Source organism: Streptomyces sp. NPDC058289 (genome assembly GCF_042880975.1).
Taxonomy (GTDB): Bacteria; Actinomycetota; Actinomycetes; order Streptomycetales; family Streptomycetaceae; genus Streptomyces; species Streptomyces stoeckheimensis.
Map to the genome: position 1 here is coordinate 90,208 of NZ_JBHVYI010000020.1, position 17,020 is coordinate 107,227.

Sequence of the window (17,020 nt, forward strand, 5' to 3'; positions counted from 1 at the left end):
CGCTGTACTCCCCATGCCCGAGCTGGTGTTCTTCTCCGGAACGATGGACTGCGGAAAGAGCACGCTGGCGCTCCAGATCGCCCACAACCGCGATGCGCGGGGCCTGCAGGGCGTGATCTTCACCCGTGACGACCGGGCGGGGGAGGGCAAGCTCTCATCCCGCCTCGGCCTGGTGACGGAGGCGGTGGAGGCACCGGAGGGCATGGACCTCTACGCGTACCTGGTGGCCCAGCTCTCGGCGGGCGGCAGGGTGGACTACGTGATCGTGGACGAGGCCCAGTTCCTCGCCCCCGACCAGATCGACCAGCTGGCCCGCATCGTCGACGACCTCGACATGGACGTCTTCGCCTTCGGCATCACCACAGACTTCCGCACCAAACTCTTCCCCGGCTCCCAGCGCCTGATCGAACTGGCGGACCGCCTGGAACAGCTCCAGGTGGAGGCCCTGTGCTGGTGCGGCGCCCGTGCCACGCACAACGCCCGCACGGTGGGCGGGGAGATGGTGGTCGAAGGCGCCCAGGTGGTGGTCGGTGACGTGAACCGCCCGGCGGGGGAGATCGGCTACGAGGTCCTGTGCCGCCGCCACCACCGCAAGCGCATGACCTCGGCCGCGGCCCACGCCGGCGCCCTCTCCCCGGACGTCCTCCCGGTCAACCACGCCTGAGACACTACGGCTTCGTCCCCGGGTCCCAGCGCGGTACGCAGGGCGCGCACTTGCCGGCGTCAGCGATAGCGGATCACGCGCACGCCGGATTCCCCGAACGTGTCCAGGCTTCGCAGCTCATTGGCCGATCCGTCGATGAGGCCCACATGTCCGGCGTGCGTGTGTAGCCCTGTGAGGAGCAGCCCGGTGGATTCGCGCCCGCGGTCATCCTGGCGCCGTACCCACACGAGCGCCCGTCCGCCGACATGTAGTGCGGCGAGGGCCCGTACGGACTCAGTGATGGTCGAGAATTCACTGACCTCCAGGACCGGGCCCAGCTTCGCCATCGTCGGGGCGAACCAGTCGGCGTCCCCGGAGGCGGGTGTCGGACCCATCGCCTCGCCCCGGTTCCAGGCGTCGAGGAACCCCCAGGGGTCGGAGTTGGGCAGCAGGAACGGCTCCTCGGGCCCCTTGGCCGTCCGGGGAACTCCGGTCTTCACTCGGGCGAAGACCAGCTCACGCAGTCCGACCGTGTCCAGTCGAGCCAGACCACCGGTCATTCCATCCAGGAACACCACGGTTCCGTTGTTGTTGTGCGCGTACACAAGGTGGCCGCTGACCTCGGTCCCGCGGATCGCCCGCCGCACCCACACCACGCCCTGCGTGCCGGGTCCGGACTTCTCGGCCTGCGCGATGACCTCGTCCCAGTCGGCGCACCGCAGCTGGTCCGCCGTTGGGAAGTAGCGCCGTAGCAGCAGTTGCCACCACCCCGGCGCCTCGTGAGCCGGCTGCCATGGCAGCGGGGACGACGGCCGGCCCGCGATCGCAGCGGCCACCGTGACCACGCAGCCACGTGAGTTCAGTCGCAGCGCCTGCCTCTCCGGATCACGCTCCACCTGGTTCCGCGTGTATTCCGCAGCATCGCCCCAAGGATCATCGGCCGCCGGATGGAACGGCACCCCAAGGTCCTTGGGCACCACCACGGAAGCGGCCAGCGTCGGGGTCCGTGGATATCCGGGCTGCTCGATCACCTGACACGCGAACAGCCACGTGCCGGCATCCTCGGCCACCGGTTCGATGCTCGCCAGTTCGACCAGGCCGCGGTAGGTGGTGAGCAGCCATTGCAGGGCCATCTGCCACGGCTCGGCACGCACTGTCCTCGCCAGGCCGCCGGTGTCCCAGCCACCGTGCCGGACGTAGGCGAAATACTCATCCAGGGGGAGGTGGGAGGGGGGAAAGCGCACCGGAGAGCCGTCCTTGGGGACCAGGACCACCCTCGTGAGAGGGCCGGCCGCCCTGCCGAGGGTGTCGATGCTCTGCTGCGTGTCGTACCTGATGATCCAGGCCAGGTCGTGTTCCTCGCTCAGTTGTGGCTGTACGACGACTGCCCATGGCTCGTGGGCGAATGCCTGTGCAAGGTAGGGGCGTGCCGCTTCCACGGCCCCGTTCAACGTGAGCATCTCTGGTTCCTGACAGTGCTAGCGATAGGGGACATGAGCGATTTCGCTGACGTTGAATGTCTCCAACCTGGCCAGAGTTCCGGTTTGGCCATCCAGGAAGACCACTCCGTGAGGAGTGTTCACAGCGTTGAAGACGTGGCCGATCCCGCCATGGCGGGAGATGGCAACGACGCTGCGCGCATCCGGCCCGCGTTGTTCCAGGTCCTTGATGATGTCGTCGTAGCTCTGTACGACCTTCTTCGCATCCGGAGTCACCCCGAGCTCCTTGTACGGGATGTCACCCGGTCCGGTCTTCGGTGCGGCTGATACCTCGACTCCGTCCAGCCCTTTGTCGAGAGTCGGCACGTTGTTCGTGCAGTTGTACTGAAGCAGCGGGCATGGTGACGGCGAGGTGACAGCACCATCTGGATGAACTGATCTCGCCGAGTCGTGGGCAGGCCGAACCCGGATGATCTACCGTTGGCGGCGCGTGCCGATGTGGGCTGGGAAGCTCCGTGAAAGCGATGAGACGGGGGACGCGTAGTGCCGATCGGATTCGTCGATCGCGTTGAGCACATGACGGAACTGCGCTCGGTCCTGGCGGCGCTTGCGGAGGGGCGAGGCGGCCAGGCCCTTGCTTTCGACAGTGTGTCAGGAATGGGTAAGTCCGCTCTGCTGAGGGCGTTCGAGGCCGAGGCCGTCGTGTCGCCGGGCCCCGCGAGGTACCGGATCGTGTCCACCAGGTGCCAACCCGGAATCGGACCGGACCTGATGTACGGGCCGGTGCTCGATCTGCTCCTGAAGCTCGGAGAGGAGCAGGAACCCAAGCGGCGCGGCGTCTTCAGGAGGATGCTCGGCGCCACCGGGCAGGGGGTGGTCCGATCGGCACCGGAGGTGCTGTCCGCGATCGTCCCCGGACTCGGGGCGGTGTTCACCCTGGGACGGGAGATCACCGAGGCCTCTCTCGATTCCGGGTCGATGCCCTTCGACAGCCTGTTGCCATTTCGGCATGCGGCGGCGCTCCGGATCGTGGACGGCCTGCTGGAGGTGGTCAGGCAGGGCCCGCCGACCGTGCTCGTGATCGACGACATCCAGCACATCGACGAGAGCAGCCAGTTCGTCCTCGACCTGCTTCTGCGCAAACTGCCGCAGGAGCAGCTCGCCGTCGTACTCAGTCACACGAGCGATGGAGCGTACGCGGACGGCCGTGAATCCAAGGTCGAGTCGTTGCTGCACCGCTGGGCCAGTGAGGGGCTGCTACGACGCAGGACGATGAGGGGACTGCCACAGGACGCGATCGCCGAACTCGTCGCGCAGCGGCACCCGGCGGCTCCGCCCGCCCTCTCGCACCGGCTGGCGGAGCTGACAGGTGGCCATGCCATCTTCGTGACGCTCTGCCTGGACGAGTGGAGCCCCGGCCATGGGGCCGATGTGGCCCTGCCGCCCACCCTCTCGAGGGTGGTGGAGGAGCGTTTGCGCACGCTGACCGAGCAGGACCGGGCTCTGCTTGTCACCGGAGCCGCCCAAGGGGACGTGTTCCTGTCGGGCACGGTCGCGGCGGTCACGGGTCTGTCTCATGACGTTGTGATGGAGCGGCTGCGGCTGATCGCCCGGGACCACCGCCTGCTCGTCCCCGAGGAGCCTCCCGCGTGGGCGCGCTGGGAGGCAGCGGACTGCTACCGCTTCGAGCACCGCGCGCTGTGGAGCGTTGTCTACGCACAACAGAGCGCCGAACAGATGCGGTCGCGACACGCACGCATCGCGGTGGCGCTCAGCCAGGCGCGACCGGAGGCCACCTCGCTGGAGCGGCGGCTGGAGATCGCACGTCACCTGAGACAGGGCGGCCCTGCCTGTCTCGCTGCGTCGGCCGACGCCCATTTCGCGCTTGCTCGCGACGCGGCCACGGAAGGGTTGTCCTTCGCCGAGGCCGAGCGGCACTGTGAAGAGGTGATCAAAGCCACCCGGGATCTACCGACGGGCACCGAGGGCCGGGACCGGCGTTTCGTACAGGCCGTGGAGTTGCTTCTCTCGCTGACCGAGGTGCGCTGGCGAGGACAGAGCCGGCCTGCGGGCGGACCCGACATCGATGACCTGGCGGCTGAGGCGGAGGCTGCGGCGAGGCGATGCGCGGAGCCGGAACTGGCCATCCGTGCAACGCTGCTGCGCGGCAAGACCCTCCTCGCCACGCAGGGACTCGTACCTTCACTGGTCAAGCTGGCTGCTGCCGTGGAACTGGCCGAGGAGCACGGGGACCCGGTCGCCCTCTTCGTGGCCCGTGTCGAATACGGCCGGCAGGTCTCCAAGCGCAGGCTTGCCGACGGCCTGGCGCAGCTCCGGGAGGCGGAACGCATGTACGCCTCGGACCCGCGCCTTGGCGGCAGCGGGGAGCCGGTCCTGCAGCACGCCCGCAACCTGGGAGAGATGCAGCTCGGCATCACCCTCTTCGACAGTGGGCACTTGATCGAGGCGCTGACGAGGCTGACCCGGTGTGTCGCGCGGTTGCGCGACGAGCCGTTGAAGGCGGAGCTGCCCATAGCGCTCAACTATCTCGCCCAGGTGCATGTGGGCCTCGGGGACTACGGGAAGGCAGAGGAGGCCCTGCGCGAGGCTCTCGATTTCGAGGCGGACCGCGGCGGTGACAGTGCCTGGCACGCCTACAATGCCGCACTTCTCGCCCGCATCGTCGCGCAGCGTTCGGAAGACCCGGTCGAGAGCCGTCGCCTGATCGCCGAGGCCTGGGCGGAAACCGAGCGGACGTGGCTGGCCAACCTGGTCCCCATCGTGCGCAACCTCTATGCGGAAGTGCTGCTCGACGATGCGGGCGAGTACGGGGAGCACCTCGACGCGGCGGAACGGCTGGCGGTCGCCACATGTGTCGAGACGCGGCGCAGCGGCATGGTGCGGAGTGAGATTGCCGCTCATTCCCTGCGCAGTCGGATCCTGGTGCGCAAGGGCGACGTGGAGGGGGCCGAGGAGCATGCGCGGGAGGCTCTCCGGATCTTGGACGAGGTCGGGGACATGCCCGCGCTGCGGACCGAGGAGGTTCTCTACCACTCGGCGCTCGTCCTCTCGGCGCGCGGATCCGAGGACGAGGCGCGGGCACTGCTCGACCGTGCCAGGGGCGCAGTCCTTCGCAAGGCGGACCTGATCGCCGATGACGCGATGCGGGAGCGTTTCCTGGCCGGCGTATCGCTCAACCGCGCCATTCTCGGTGACGGCGAGGTCGATCGGTGATGCGCGAAGCACTCATGCCGGGGGGAGTTCCGCCGCTCGTGGGCAGACTGGGGTGGCCATGCTGACGATCACCAAGGAGTTTCACTTCTCGGCCAGCCACGTTCTCGACCGACTGCCGAGCTGGCACCCCTGCGCCCGCATGCATGGGCACAACTACGTCGTGGTTCTCGAGCTCTGCGCCCGCCGGGAGGACCTCACGGAGGCGGGTTTCGTGCGGGATTACCGGGATCTCGATGCGTTCAAGAAATGGATGGATGAGACCCTCGACCACCGTCACTTGAATGAGGCGATGGGGGGGGGTGCCTCGCCCTCGGCAGAGAATCTTGCCGTATGGATCTACGACCTCTGGACGGAACGAATCCCCGAGCTCACGGCTGTCAGGATCTCTGAGACGCCCAAGACCTGGGCCGAGTACCGGCCCGGCTGAGGTAAGGGTGATCGGGACCGCCCTCCGGGCCCGTGCCTGACGGACGTGATCTTCACCCGTGACGACCGGGCGGGGGAAGGCAAGCTCTCGTCCCGCCTCGGTTTGGTGACGGAGGCGGTGGAGGCTCCGGAGGGCATGGACCTGTACGCGTACGTGGTGGCCCAGCTCACCAAGGGCGGCAAGGCCGACTACGTGATCGTGGACGAGGCGCAGTTCCTGGCCCCCGAGCAGATCGACCAGTTGGCCCGGATCGTGGACGACCTGGACATGGACGTCTTCGCGTTCGGCATCACCACGGACTTCCGTACGAAGCTCTTCCCCGGCTCCCAGCGCCTGATCGAGCTGGCGGACCGTCTGGAGCAGCTCCAGGTGGAGGCCCTGTGCTGGTGCGGCGCCCGCGCCACGCACAACGCCCGCACGGTGGGTGGTGAGATGGTGGTCGAGGGCGAGCAGGTAGTCGTCGGTGACGTGAACCGCCCGGCGGAGGAGATCGGCTACGAGGTCCTCTGCCACCACCGCCGCCGCATGACGAGCGCCTCGGCCCAGGCCGGAGCCCTCTCCCCGGACGTCCTTCCGGTCAACCACGCTTGAGAGGGTGAGCCCGAACGCGGCGTGCGCGAGGGAGACGCTGCCGACTTGGGTGAGCACGCCTGCACCCGGCGGGTACAGGCGCTGGGGAACTAGGGCCGGAACCGGGCACGGTGACGGGAAGTAGCCTAAAAAAGTATCCCGGTTCGGCCGTCCCGCCAGCCACACTGACCCCATGACCCGTCGCGACTTCGACGAACTGCCGGGCCCTGATCGGCAACCGCAGGCAGTCCAGCCGGGCTACGGCTCGGTCTACCGGACGCCACAGCCCGGATCGGGGCCCGCACCGGGCAATCCGTACGCGCAACCGCCGCTGCAGGCAGCGGACTTCGTGCGCCCGCCCCGCCGCGGCCTGCGGGGCAGGACCGGCGTGCTGGTGGCGGCCCTGGTCGCGGCCCTGCTCGCCCTCGGCGGCGGCTCGTACATCCTCCTGCGCGACGGCTCCGGCGACGCCGGGGACGGCGACTCCGCCGCCCCCGCCCCGTCCGCGTCCGTGGACCAGGGAGACGGCCAGGGCCCCGGCGGCCCCCCGTTCGTCTTCGACCCCAACGCCGGGATCCAGCCGGGCGAGGGCAGGGTCTGGCTGCTGTCGAACCGGACCGAACTGGCCGGCTCCGGTGCCTCACAGCACGGCCCCTGGCGGGTGGGGGACGCCGTGATCAAGGCGATGTTCAAGGAGGTCACCGCCTACACCGCGACCGACGGCAAGGAGAAGTGGAAGCTTCCCCTCGCCACGCCGCTGTGCGGGGTCCCGGAGAGTCCCGGCCCGAACGGGAAGATCGTCGTCGGGGTCCGCGAGAAGGACAGCGCGACCTCCCAGTGCACCCACCTCCAGCAGGTCGACCTCGCCACGGGCCAGGCGGGCTGGAAGCTGGAGATACCGAAGGAGAAGGCCTTCGACCAGGCTGACGAGTTGCGGCTGGCCATCTCAGGGGACACCGTCGCGGTGGCGCGTGCCGCGGTCGTGAGCGGTTTCTCGGTCACCGACGGGCACAAACTCTTCGGTACGCCGAGCACCGGCTGCACCCCTGCGACGGTCGGCGGCGGCGCCGCCAGGCTGATGCTCGTACGCGACTGCTTCGGCCAGGACTCGGCCGACCGTCAGTCGGTGATCGAGGAGATCGACCCGGCGACCGGCGCTGCCAAGTGGAGCCACCAGTACGCGAAGGGCTCGAACCTCGGCCAGATCCTGTCCGTGGACCCGCTCGTCGTCAGCACCTACAACACGCAGGAGAAGGTCTGGAACATCACGGCCTTCGCCGCCGACGGCAAGGTCCGTTCGCAGACCAATGCCGCCTTCGGGGTCAGCAAGCGGTGCAACGGCTGGGGCAGCGGCAGCGGCGACCTGCACGACTGCAACGCGGCGGTGGCCGACGCGGACACCCTCTACATCGCGGGCGGCACACCCGATACCAAGTACCCGCTGGACGTCGACAAGCCCGACGAGGTGATCGCGGTCGACCTCAACACCGGTCAGGTGAAGTGGCGCACGACGGGCCCCGACGGCCGCGTCATGTTCCCGCTGGCCATCGAGGAGGGGAAGGTCGTCGTCTACGTCGACACGGACAAGGGCCTGTCCGCGGCGATGGCGGCCATCCCGACGGGCGGAGGCCTGCCCCAGATATTCCTGCAGAGCCCGACGGTCGCCAAGGGGCCCGAATCCGCCTTCTACACCTCCAGCGTCCGGCTGGCCTGGGTCGAGGGACGCGTCTTCCTGCTCAACGGGACCGTACGCAGCCCGGAGTCGAAGAAGGTGGACCACTCCCTGCTGTCCTTCGGGAAGTAGGTCGCGGGACCCCGGCGGGAAGGGTGGCCGGATCCGCGCCCTCCCCGCCCTCGAAGCGTGACGAGCGGCGGCCACCGCCCTATTGTTGCGCGCCATGTGGCCAGGACAGCAGACGCCCGATGGGGACCAGAGCAGGCAGAACGCGGGGCAAAACCCCTACCGGCAGCCGGTTCCCGGACAGCAGGGCGCCCAGACCGGCCCCTACGGACCTGGCGCATTCGGCCAACCTTGGCAGGGCGCCACGCCCGGTACGCACCAGCAGTACCCGTCCGGCGCGCCGACTCCGCCTCCCGGACCGGCGCCGCGTTCCGCGCCCCGGCGCAAGGCCGTCGTGGCGATATCGGTGACGGTGGCTGCGGGGGTGGCCGTCGCGGTGACCGCCGCGGTCCTCTTCCGGGACGGCGACAGGGCGGACGGCGCCGGGGGGCCGGCTTCCCCTGCACCCGCCTCCGGTTCCCCGTCCGGCTCCGTGTCCTCGGGCGCCCCGGGCGCCGTGAAGTCGACGGTCAAGGGCTGGAAGGTCGTGGTGAATCCGGCGCACGGCACCGCCTTCGACGTGCCGCCGGACTGGGAAGTCCTGGAGCCGCAGATCTTCAGCGGCTTCTCGGACGACAAGGACCCCGACAAGCCGGTGATCGGGCACACCGCGCCCGCCTTCTTCAAGAAGAAGTGGTGCAGTCTGGATGCCAACGGCGACGGCTACGTCAACGACATCGCGCTCGCGTCCACCGGTACCAAGGGTGCCGACGGCGCAAAGACCACCGACGAGGTCGCCGAGAAGACGGCGACGGCCTGGGCGTACTCCGCGTTCGCATCCCCGGACAAGGAGGCCGTCAAGTGGGACAAGCCGGTGGCCTACACAACCAAGGCCGGGGTCAAGGGGAGTTACGTGAAGGCCCGCACCGAGGGCGCCAAGAAGGACCACAAGTGCGCGGGGGACGGCTGGGCGATCGCCTTCGGCTTCAAGAATTCCAAGGGCGACTTCGTCGCCTGGGACTTCTACGGCCGGTCGGGCGTCCAGGGAGCCGTACGCGACGACCTGGTCATGCGCATCCTCAGCACGGTCCGCCTCTCCGGCGACCCGGCCCCAGACCCCCTCGGCAAAAGGACCTCCCCTTCGCCTCCGTGAGTCCGGAGGCAACCCCGTCGCTGGACCTCTACGCGTGTGTGGTGGAGTGCCTGTCGCATCGCCGAGGCGGCAGCCGTCAGGTGGCGTCCGAACCGCCGGAGCGGGCCGGGATCGCTTCCTGCGCGGCCGTGGTCTGTTCCTGGGCGGCACCGGAGGTGGTGCTGTCGCTCGTGTCCGTGAGGTGCTCGAGGGTTCCGGTGAGCCGGAGCATGCGGTCCAGGCGGGCGGTCCTGTCGACGAGGTGCAGGCGCACCCCGGCCGTGTCGGTGTGCCGTCGGATCATCAGCAGGGTCGCCAGGCCGGTGGAGTCGACTGCGGTGATGTTCCCGCAGTGCAGGTGGAGGTTCCTCAGGTCGCTGCGGTCGGCCAGCAGCCGCATCACGCCGTCCAGGAGGCCGTCGGCGCAGGCGTGGTCGAAGTCGCCGTGCAGCTCGATGCGTACGGTGTCGTCCGTGTCGACGTACGTCAGCCGGAGCGGGCGCGGGGGTACGAAGTTCATGCGGAGGTCCTGGCGGCGGGGAAGGGGACACTGGTCAGACAGGCGCGGCCGGCGCGGAGGATCGCGCCCGCCCGGGGGAAGTCCTTCAGTTCCCGGCCGAGGATCTCCAGCACGGGGGGCAGGGACTGGGCGGGGACGCCGCGGGCGGTCAGGATGCCGGCGGTCCACTGGAGGAAGCGGGTGAAGACCTCCTCGTCGTCGATGTAGAGGGCGGTGGCGAGGAACTCCACGATGTGGGAGAGGTCTTCGGCCGTGCGCTCGCGCTGGGTCTCGCCGTAGCCGCGCATCGCCGGAAAGGCCTCCTCCAGCCTGTCGAACGCCGCTCGTACGAGCTGGGGTCGGGTGCGGGCGACCACGGTGTACTCCTGGTCGGCCAGGTGGGGCAGGTCGTCGATGGCATGGTGGTCGGGCCGGATGCGGGGCAGCGGACGAAGGGCAAGGTCCTGCGCCGCCCTGCGGGCGTCGGGTGCCCAGGAGTCCGCCTTGAGCAGACGGGCATACCTGCCGTCGGGGCCGAAGGCGGCGCCGCCGACCAGGACGGGGGTCCCGGCGGCCTGGCAGGCGGTGATCGTGGCGTGCGCGGTGGGCAGGCGGGTGGGAATCGAGCTGGAGAGCGCCACGAGGTCCGGGCCGGTGGAGTGGATGTGTGCGATGAGGTGGGGAGTGGGGACCTGGGCGCCGAGATAGTCCACGCGCCAGCCCCGCAGTTTCAACACCTCGGCCAGGAGCCGGGCGGGCAGGGCGTGCCATTCGCCGTCGACGCAGGCCACCGTGATCCGGCCGCGTGTGGGTGTCGTGCGGGCCGCCGGGTGCTGGGCGACCGCGGCCACTGCCCGCTCGTTGATGGCGGTCGCGGCGTGTTCCTGGGCGACGGTGATGCGGTTGGCCGCCCATTCCCCGCCTACCCGTCCCTGAACGGGAGCGATCACATCGAGCAGGGCGGCCTCCGCGTCCAGGCCCTCGTCCAGCGCCCTGCACACCGCTGAGGTCGCGGCCGCTTCGTCGCCGCGCAGAGCGGCATCCCACAGGTGGTCCGTCAGGAGTCCGAGTGCGGGGATCCGCACCGTATCGATGCTCATGCGGTGAACCTGCCCCGCGTATGGCCGTCCACCGCGCTGAGGTGGTTGGAGAGGGGGGCGGAGATCACGACGACGGCCATGTCGTCGTGGCTGCCGGTCCCCACCCACTGGGACGCGAGCATCTGCACCCGCTCCACCACCGCCTCGCCGGGCATGCCCACACACTCGGACAGTGCCCGGAACAGCCGTTCCTCACCGAACTGCGTACCGCCCATCGGGCCGCCGCGCGCCTCGATGATCCCGTCCGTGTAGAGGACGCAGGTCTCGCCCGGCGCCAGGGTCACCTGCACGGTTTCGGCGGTGACCTGGGGGAGCGCGCCGACCAGGGTGCCCTTGGTCGGTGCCTCCTCGACCCGGCCGTCGGAGCGCAGGATCAGCGGTGCGGGGTGGCCGGCACTGGTGAGCCGTAGGCGCACGGTGTTGCCTTCCCGCATCGCGGAGGCGAGGACCAGGGTGGCGAAGCGGGTGTTGTGGGAGTTGAGGAGCGAGGTGTTCAGCAGGCTCAGGATCCGCTGGTGGTCCTGCGCTATCGGGAGCAGCGCGTGGAGCGTGTTGCGGATCTTCCCGGTCATCACGGCGGCTTCCAGGCCCTTGCCGCACACGTCTCCGAGGACGACCAGCGACGCGTCGCCGTCCTCGGACGCGGGGTGGACGTCGTAGAAGTCTCCGCCGATCCGCTCGTGTTTCTTGGAGGGGCGGTAGCCGCCCGCGTAGTCCACGCCGGAGACCTGGTGCAGCAAGGGCGGCAGGAGCTCGCGCATCAGGACGTCGGTGATGGAGGTCTGTTCGGCGTAGAGGCGGGCGGCCGACATCGCGGCGCCTGCACGCGCGGCGAACAGCCGGGCGAACACCTCTTCCTCCGTGCTGAACCGGTTGGATCCGATACCGCGGAGCAGGACCAGGGCCCCTGCGGGGACACCGTGCCCGGGCAGGGGAGTGATGACGATGGACCCCACGGCGCCGAATCCGTCGGGGATCAGCCAGGCGGGCGCGGTGGCGGGGTCGATCCAGCGGGAGGGGACGGGAGGGAACCCCTGAAGCGCCTCTCCCAGTCCGGGGACCTGGTCGGGGTCGGCGCCGATGCGGGACGACGAGGGGGACCCGCCGCGCAGGCACGTCACCACCGGCAGCTCGCGGCCCCGGGACGGAGCGATCACCAGGGCCGCGTCCCCGAGGTGTTCCGCTGCCATGCGCGCGGTGACGTCCATGCACCGCTCCAGGTTCAGCGACGACAGCAGCAGGTTCGACGCCTCGGTCAGGAACGCCGTACGTTCGCGCTCCACCCGCAGTGCTTCGCGGGCCAGCCGGTGGTCGGTGTCGTCGACCAGCCACCACACCACCGTGTCGTCCTCGCGCACCGTCGGGTGGGCCTCGTACACGCGGTCGTCGACCGGGCCCTGCACGGTGGGAATGCCGGCGCCGGCCGGCCGCGCACGGGCCGAGGAGAGCCAGGCGGGTACCGCGTCCGCCATGGACGAGCCGGGGCGGGCACGGGGGAAGATCAGGCCGGCCGCCTCGTTGACGAACAGCAGGACCGAATGGTCGTCCGTCACGAGCACCGGATAGGGCGCCTCACCCCACGGGCCACCGGCCACGGAAGGGTCTGAAATCGCCTCGGTGGTATTCACCACATACTGAAGGTCCGCTGCGCGAACCCCTCACCCCATCACATCGAAGAAGATAGTTGCCCTGCGGCAACTATCCTCCACGTGCCCTCCGCGTGACAACCGCACCCCTCTCCTGCCCCCTTCCCCCACAGCATGCACACAGCTTGCACACGGCTTCCCCCGCACTGCTCGCGAAGGCGTACCCGCCGGGCTCGTCGGTATGCAGTGGCGCCTGACAAACGGGCTCCCGGCTGACAGAGTGGTGAGATGCCCCGAGCCGTCCACTCCCTCGCCGATGAGCAGGCGGCTGTTGACGCCTGTGCTGTCGCGGAGCTGCTCGAAGTCTTGTGGCACCCGATTCGGGAAACCGCCGTGGGGCCGGTCCCACCGTCGCAACTGCGCGCCCTGACCGTGATCGAGCGGCGGTCCGGGATAAACCTGCGTGACCTCGGAGAAGCACTCGGATCGGCACCGCCCGCAGTCAGCCGTCTGTGCGACCGACTGGAAGCGGCAGGCCTGTTGCAGCGCTCCCGCGGCAGGAACAACCGGCGGGAAGTCGAGCTGACCCTGAGCCGGGGCGGACACGCGGTCTTGGCGGACACCCGGTCCCTGCGCACCCACAAGGCAGCCGAAGTACTTCTGCGGATGTCGCCCCGGGACCGGCGCTCCCTGGCCGAGGGCCTGGCCGCCTTCCGCGACGCGGCCGAGACCCGTATCGGGCTCGGCGAGGTCCAGGGTGGCGAGGAGAACCTGCCCGACACCGCCTGAGCTCCACGAGCCCGGCCGGCGTTCATCCGGTCCATGTTCCGGGCGGGGTGCCCGTGGCTCGGGTGAAGGCGCGCAGGCCCTCCAGCAAGCACCGGCGGCGATCGGGGGGCATGTCCCCCAACACCTGACGCAGTGCCTGGAAGCGTCGCTCGTGCAGCTCGTCGATCGCCTCGTGCCCGTGGCGCGTCAGAACCAAGCCGACCTCGCGCCGATCGTCCTCGCTCCGCCGGCGGTGCAGCAGCCCCGCGGCCTCGAGTCGGTCACACAGCCTGCTGGCGGCGGGCGCTCGCGCCCCGACCTCTTCGGCCAGCCGGGTCAGGTTGATGCCGGGGTGGCGGCGCGTGGCCGTCAAGGCCCGCAGCTGCAGATCTGACAACCGGGGGGAGGCGGCTTGGGCGGTGCGGTCCCAGAGATCGACCAGGCCCGTCGCGGCCTGCGCGACCTCCCGCGCCGTGGCGGAAAGTCGGTCCTCGGGTCCCGCGCGGTCCATGCCGGCCGTCACTCCCCCATGGGCAGGTGCGTTCCCTCCACGCCGAACCGCCGGTGACGGCCCGTCGCCCGAAAGGGATGCGTCGCGTCTGCCCTCTGAGGCGAAAGTATCCCCCGTGGGTCCCACGACTTCGCCCCGGAAGGACGGTCCGTCGCGCGGGCCTGACCGACAGGATCCGAAAGAGACGACCTAAGCCCGGGGTCGGCCGAACCAGTCCAGGCAGGTGACCAGCGCATCGTCTTCGGCGGCGGTGTCACGGTACGCGGTCAACTCCTCCAGGATCGCCCGCGGCACCGCCGCGGCCGGCAGGAGACCGGTCGCGTGGATGGCCCGGGCCAGTGCCCGCTCCCCGTAGGCCACGCCGCCCTGGCCCGCGGCCCCGTAGACGCCGTCACTGACGAAGATCAAACGGTCCCCCGGGAGCGCGTCGAAGCGCTGCACCGCGTAGTGCGACTCCTCGAACATTCCCAAAGGGAGCTGTTCCTCGAAGTGGATCCTCTCCACGGATCTCTCCCGGTACCGCCACAGTTGGGGTGATCCGGCATCCACGACCTGGCCGTGGCCCGTGGACAGTTCCAGGCACAGCAGGAGGGTCGAGACGTACTCCCGGCCCTGGTACTGCCCGAAGACCGCCTGGTCCGCCAGCGCGGCCTGATCGGCGATGTCGACCCCGGCCCTTCGGGCGTTGCGCAGGGCGTTGATGGCGAGGTTGGTCAGGAGCGAGGCCTGGATCCCCTGCCCCATGCCGTTGGTGACGGTCATGGTGAGGGTTTCGGCGGTGGTGGACCAGTCGAAGTTGTCGCCGTGGATGTCGTACGCGGGCTCGAGCTGTGCTCCGATGGCGTACTCCGGTCGAGCGCACGCCCGCCCCGGCAGCAACTGCCACTGCATCTCGGCTGCCAGCGTCAGCCGGCTCGCCCGCCGGGCCCGCAGATAGAGATCGGTGTCCCGCTCCGCGACGATGATCTCGTGGCCCAGCAGTTCCGCGATGTCCGTCAGCTCCCCGACGACTTCCGGCGTGCACAGGTGATCCGGCATGCGCACCGTGAGGATCCCGAGCCGGTCACCCCGTACGGTCACCGGCAGGTGGAGGTCCACGGCATTGCCCCGGGCCGAGTACTGGCCGTACGGCTCCTGGCTGCCGAAAGCCCGGCCCTCCGCAGTGGCTTGGAGAGGCAGCGGCTCCGCGGTGTCCGGCAGGGCGGTGACCTGCTGCAGGACGCTCAAGCTGTAGTCCGCCATCAGGAGGTCGACTTCGAGGGCCTCGTAGTGCGTGACGAGCGCGCAGCGAACCGTTCGGAGAAGGTCGTGCGGGGCAGCGGTGCGCAGCGCGCGTTCCACGGCCAGGAAGTTCTTCATGGCGAGCGTCGTCTCTCACAGAGTGGTCGGAAAGAGGCGGGCGGCGCGTCTGGACGGCGGCCCGACCCGGAGTGAGCGGCCTTGTTCGCGAGAACCGGTGATCGGTGGGATCAGGGCGCGAGCGGACGCCGGAGGGCGACGTAGTAGTCGCCGACCGCGGACAGGTATCCGTCGTCGGCCGTCTCGCTGTCCGTGGTGAACCGAGGGGCTGCTTTGATCTCTTCTTGCGTGCCCGAGACCTTCACCGTTCGCGCGTCCGTGTCGATGGCGGTGACGGCGCCGGCCGGGATCAGGACGCTCTTGCCGAACACCCACACGCCGGTGTCGACCACCAGGTGCTGCCTGCCGGGCTGGTCCTGCTGGCGGTCCACATGGCCGATCACACCGTCCGTGGCCTCCACGGTGAAACCCGCCAGTGACTGCTGCGACGTGTAGCCACTCTCCTGCGCGTACGTCCACACACCGCTCACGGCTCGTCTCCTCGTCCTCGGCTACCCGGGATGCCGGGCCATCGGCATCCCCGGCCTGTACGGTCCCATCCGGGTGCCCCGGTTCCCACCGCGTAAGCACACGACTCCGGTGACGTACCCCGAGCAGGGTCCTGCGCCTGCCGCGCGGGTGAACCGGCCGGGCGGCAGGCCTGCACAGCCCTTACCGGGCCGCGCAGTACTGAAGCCGGGGCGGACCTCGAACCGGTCTCGAAGCCGGAACAGCGGGCGGCGTAGCTCCGAAGTGCTTCGAGGTCGCACGGCCGCCGGCCCGGACGGGCACTTCGGCTCAGGTCGAAGTCGGCGGCGCGGACGATCCGGCGGCGCGGCGGTATTCGGCGTTGATGCGCTGTGCTTCTTCGAGTTGGTCTTCGAGGATGATGATGCGGCAGGCGGACTCGATGGGAGTTCCCTGGTCGACGAGCTCGCGCGCGCGGGCGGCGATGCGCAGCTGGTAGCGGGAGTAGCGGCGGTGGCCGCCGGCGGATCGGAGCGGGGTGATGAGGCGGGCTTCGCCGAGTGCACGGAGGAAACCCTGCGTGGTGCCGAGCATCTCTGCGGCCCGGCCCATCGTGTAGGCGGGGTAGTCGTCGTCGTCAAGCCGGCCGAACGAATCGTCTGCTGTCATTGCACCTCTCTCATGGAACGCGTGGAGGGGCCCTGGCGCCTATGGCACCAGGGCCCCGAAGGAACTAATACACCATCTGCCGGCCCTGATACTGCGCCGACCTCGTGTTTCCGCCGACCCGGCCGAGATGCTGCCGGGAATGCGGGGATCGCGGTTGCTTGACCGGAGATCACCTCACTGTCGATGTCCTGCGGTACCCGGGCTCAGACTTCTACCCGGGCGATCCCGATGGTGCTCGGATCCTCCGTTCTTCCCTCAGTGATCAACTGCTTGCCTTCTGGGTGCTGCTCTCACTGACTACTACGTGTACTGCGGGTACCGCTGCCCGGCAGTTCGTCTCTGCCGGGCCCTGCCGTCTCTCTGGTATGAGAGAAATCATAGCCACGCCACTGCTCAATGTCTACTCCAGCCAAGATAGATTTTCCTGTGGCTGAGAGGGAGGTAATCGGCGCCACTGACCGGGCGGCCACGTAGGAGGCCCTGCGTACGCCGAAGGGCCCGACCGGCATGCCGGTCGGGCCCTTCTCGCTGTTCGGGTGTCGGCTCGCGCCGGTCCGGTCGGTCAGACCGCCATCGGGACGCCGAGCATCGCGGATGCCTGCTGGATCGGACTGAGGGTGGCCGCGGGCACGGCGGCCCGGGGGAGTCCGCGGCAGGTGAAGCCGAGTTGGGTCATGGCCCGGAGGACTTCGCCGACGCTGAAGTCGCGGCGATCCTGGCGGGTGAGGACCTGGCCGACCTGCTTCACGGGGTAGATGCGGCGGCCGATGATCACGGAGTCGCCGACGATCTCCTCGGGCTTGATGCCCTTCATCGATTCCAGGACGCCGCTCTTGGTCAGTTCGAACGGGAAGCG

General features: G+C 69.5%; 16 protein-coding genes and 1 pseudogene. 7 read left to right on the forward strand and 10 right to left on the reverse strand.

The window, feature by feature from the left end:
* Window positions 1-13: 13 nt before the first annotated feature.
* A complete protein-coding gene (locus ACFVX6_RS13185; RefSeq protein WP_389690795.1) occupies window positions 14-664 on the forward strand; it encodes a thymidine kinase in 651 nt (216 codons plus the stop codon).
* A gap of 59 nt (window positions 665-723) precedes the next feature.
* Here ACFVX6_RS13185 and ACFVX6_RS13190 read toward each other — a convergent pair whose 3' ends face one another.
* Both ACFVX6_RS13190 and ACFVX6_RS13195 read right to left on the reverse strand, forming a co-directional pair.
* On the reverse strand, window positions 724-2,103 hold the full coding sequence (locus ACFVX6_RS13190; protein WP_389690797.1) for a toxin glutamine deamidase domain-containing protein: 1,380 nt from the start codon (window positions 2,101-2,103) through the stop codon (window positions 724-726).
* A gap of 18 nt (window positions 2,104-2,121) precedes the next feature.
* On the reverse strand, window positions 2,122-2,556 hold the full coding sequence (locus tag ACFVX6_RS13195; protein WP_389690833.1) for a toxin glutamine deamidase domain-containing protein: 435 nt from the start codon (window positions 2,554-2,556) through the stop codon (window positions 2,122-2,124).
* Window positions 2,557-2,625: 69 nt separating this feature from the next.
* Between ACFVX6_RS13195 and ACFVX6_RS13200 the strand changes: the two genes are divergently transcribed.
* The 5 genes and pseudogenes from ACFVX6_RS13200 to ACFVX6_RS13220 all read left to right on the forward strand — a co-directional run bounded on the left by ACFVX6_RS13200 (window position 2,626) and on the right by ACFVX6_RS13220 (window position 9,246).
* Complete coding sequence (locus tag ACFVX6_RS13200; protein WP_389690799.1) at window positions 2,626-5,316, forward strand: AAA family ATPase; 2,691 nt, start codon at window positions 2,626-2,628, stop codon at window positions 5,314-5,316.
* A gap of 58 nt (window positions 5,317-5,374) precedes the next feature.
* A complete protein-coding gene (locus tag ACFVX6_RS13205) occupies window positions 5,375-5,743 on the forward strand; it encodes a 6-pyruvoyl tetrahydropterin synthase family protein (RefSeq protein WP_389690801.1) in 369 nt (122 codons plus the stop codon).
* Window positions 5,744-5,779: 36 nt separating this feature from the next.
* Window positions 5,780-6,334, forward strand: a pseudogene (locus ACFVX6_RS13210) (thymidine kinase); the annotation flags it as partial.
* A 172-nt stretch (window positions 6,335-6,506) separates the two neighbouring features.
* On the forward strand, window positions 6,507-8,117 hold the full coding sequence (locus ACFVX6_RS13215; protein ID WP_389690803.1) for a PQQ-binding-like beta-propeller repeat protein: 1,611 nt from the start codon (window positions 6,507-6,509) through the stop codon (window positions 8,115-8,117).
* A gap of 331 nt (window positions 8,118-8,448) precedes the next feature.
* Window positions 8,449-9,246, forward strand: coding sequence for a hypothetical protein (locus tag ACFVX6_RS13220; protein WP_389690805.1), 798 nt, complete (start codon window positions 8,449-8,451; stop codon window positions 9,244-9,246).
* A 76-nt stretch (window positions 9,247-9,322) separates the two neighbouring features.
* On the opposite strand, the gene ACFVX6_RS13225 is transcribed toward ACFVX6_RS13220, so the two are convergent.
* The 3 genes from ACFVX6_RS13225 to ACFVX6_RS13235 are packed head-to-tail and all read right to left on the reverse strand — an operon-like array spanning window position 9,323 to window position 12,383.
* Complete coding sequence (locus ACFVX6_RS13225) at window positions 9,323-9,745, reverse strand: STAS domain-containing protein (protein WP_389690807.1); 423 nt, start codon at window positions 9,743-9,745, stop codon at window positions 9,323-9,325.
* A complete protein-coding gene (locus ACFVX6_RS13230) occupies window positions 9,742-10,824 on the reverse strand; it encodes a B12-binding domain-containing protein (RefSeq protein ID WP_389690809.1) in 1,083 nt (360 codons plus the stop codon). Before ACFVX6_RS13230 ends, ACFVX6_RS13225 begins: the two co-directional genes overlap by 4 nt.
* Window positions 10,821-12,383, reverse strand: coding sequence for a PP2C family protein-serine/threonine phosphatase (locus ACFVX6_RS13235; protein ID WP_389690811.1), 1,563 nt, complete (start codon window positions 12,381-12,383; stop codon window positions 10,821-10,823). The genes ACFVX6_RS13230 and ACFVX6_RS13235 overlap by 4 nt, the downstream gene beginning before the upstream one ends.
* Before the next feature lie 315 nt (window positions 12,384-12,698).
* On the opposite strand from ACFVX6_RS13235, the gene ACFVX6_RS13240 reads away from it, so the two are divergent.
* Window positions 12,699-13,199, forward strand: coding sequence for a MarR family winged helix-turn-helix transcriptional regulator (locus ACFVX6_RS13240; protein WP_389690813.1), 501 nt, complete (start codon window positions 12,699-12,701; stop codon window positions 13,197-13,199).
* A gap of 22 nt (window positions 13,200-13,221) precedes the next feature.
* On the opposite strand, the gene ACFVX6_RS13245 is transcribed toward ACFVX6_RS13240, so the two are convergent.
* The 5 genes from ACFVX6_RS13245 to ACFVX6_RS13265 all read right to left on the reverse strand — a co-directional run.
* A complete protein-coding gene (locus tag ACFVX6_RS13245) occupies window positions 13,222-13,689 on the reverse strand; it encodes a MarR family winged helix-turn-helix transcriptional regulator (protein ID WP_389690815.1) in 468 nt (155 codons plus the stop codon).
* A gap of 189 nt (window positions 13,690-13,878) precedes the next feature.
* The gene (locus ACFVX6_RS13250; RefSeq protein ID WP_389690817.1) at window positions 13,879-15,048 is read right to left on the reverse strand and encodes a PP2C family protein-serine/threonine phosphatase; all 1,170 of its coding nucleotides are present in this window, start codon (window positions 15,046-15,048) and stop codon (window positions 13,879-13,881) included.
* Between the two features lie 110 nt (window positions 15,049-15,158).
* Window positions 15,159-15,518, reverse strand: coding sequence for a PRC-barrel domain containing protein (locus tag ACFVX6_RS13255; RefSeq protein WP_389690819.1), 360 nt, complete (start codon window positions 15,516-15,518; stop codon window positions 15,159-15,161).
* Window positions 15,519-15,825: 307 nt separating this feature from the next.
* Window positions 15,826-16,164, reverse strand: a complete 339-nt coding sequence (locus tag ACFVX6_RS13260; RefSeq protein ID WP_389690821.1) for a MerR family transcriptional regulator — start codon at window positions 16,162-16,164, stop codon at window positions 15,826-15,828.
* Window positions 16,165-16,726: 562 nt separating this feature from the next.
* On the reverse strand, window positions 16,727-17,020 hold a 294-nt coding region (locus tag ACFVX6_RS13265; RefSeq protein ID WP_389690823.1), incomplete at its 5' end, for an SCO5918 family protein.

Coding starts and splice junctions, on each gene's coding strand:
- ACFVX6_RS13215 (WP_389690803.1), top strand. CDS start 6,507: ATGACCCGTCGCGACTTCGACGAACTGCCGGGCCCTGATCGGCAACCG.
- ACFVX6_RS13245 (WP_389690815.1), bottom strand. CDS start 13,689: ATGGACCGCGCGGGACCCGAGGACCGACTTTCCGCCACGGCGCGGGAG.
- ACFVX6_RS13225 (WP_389690807.1), bottom strand. CDS start 9,745: ATGAACTTCGTACCCCCGCGCCCGCTCCGGCTGACGTACGTCGACACG.
- ACFVX6_RS13230 (WP_389690809.1), bottom strand. CDS start 10,824: ATGAGCATCGATACGGTGCGGATCCCCGCACTCGGACTCCTGACGGAC.
- ACFVX6_RS13240 (WP_389690813.1), top strand. CDS start 12,699: ATGCCCCGAGCCGTCCACTCCCTCGCCGATGAGCAGGCGGCTGTTGAC.
- ACFVX6_RS13185 (WP_389690795.1), top strand. CDS start 14: ATGCCCGAGCTGGTGTTCTTCTCCGGAACGATGGACTGCGGAAAGAGC.
- ACFVX6_RS13260 (WP_389690821.1), bottom strand. CDS start 16,164: ATGACAGCAGACGATTCGTTCGGCCGGCTTGACGACGACGACTACCCC.
- ACFVX6_RS13205 (WP_389690801.1), top strand. CDS start 5,375: ATGCTGACGATCACCAAGGAGTTTCACTTCTCGGCCAGCCACGTTCTC.
- ACFVX6_RS13190 (WP_389690797.1), bottom strand. CDS start 2,103: ATGCTCACGTTGAACGGGGCCGTGGAAGCGGCACGCCCCTACCTTGCA.
- ACFVX6_RS13250 (WP_389690817.1), bottom strand. CDS start 15,048: ATGAAGAACTTCCTGGCCGTGGAACGCGCGCTGCGCACCGCTGCCCCG.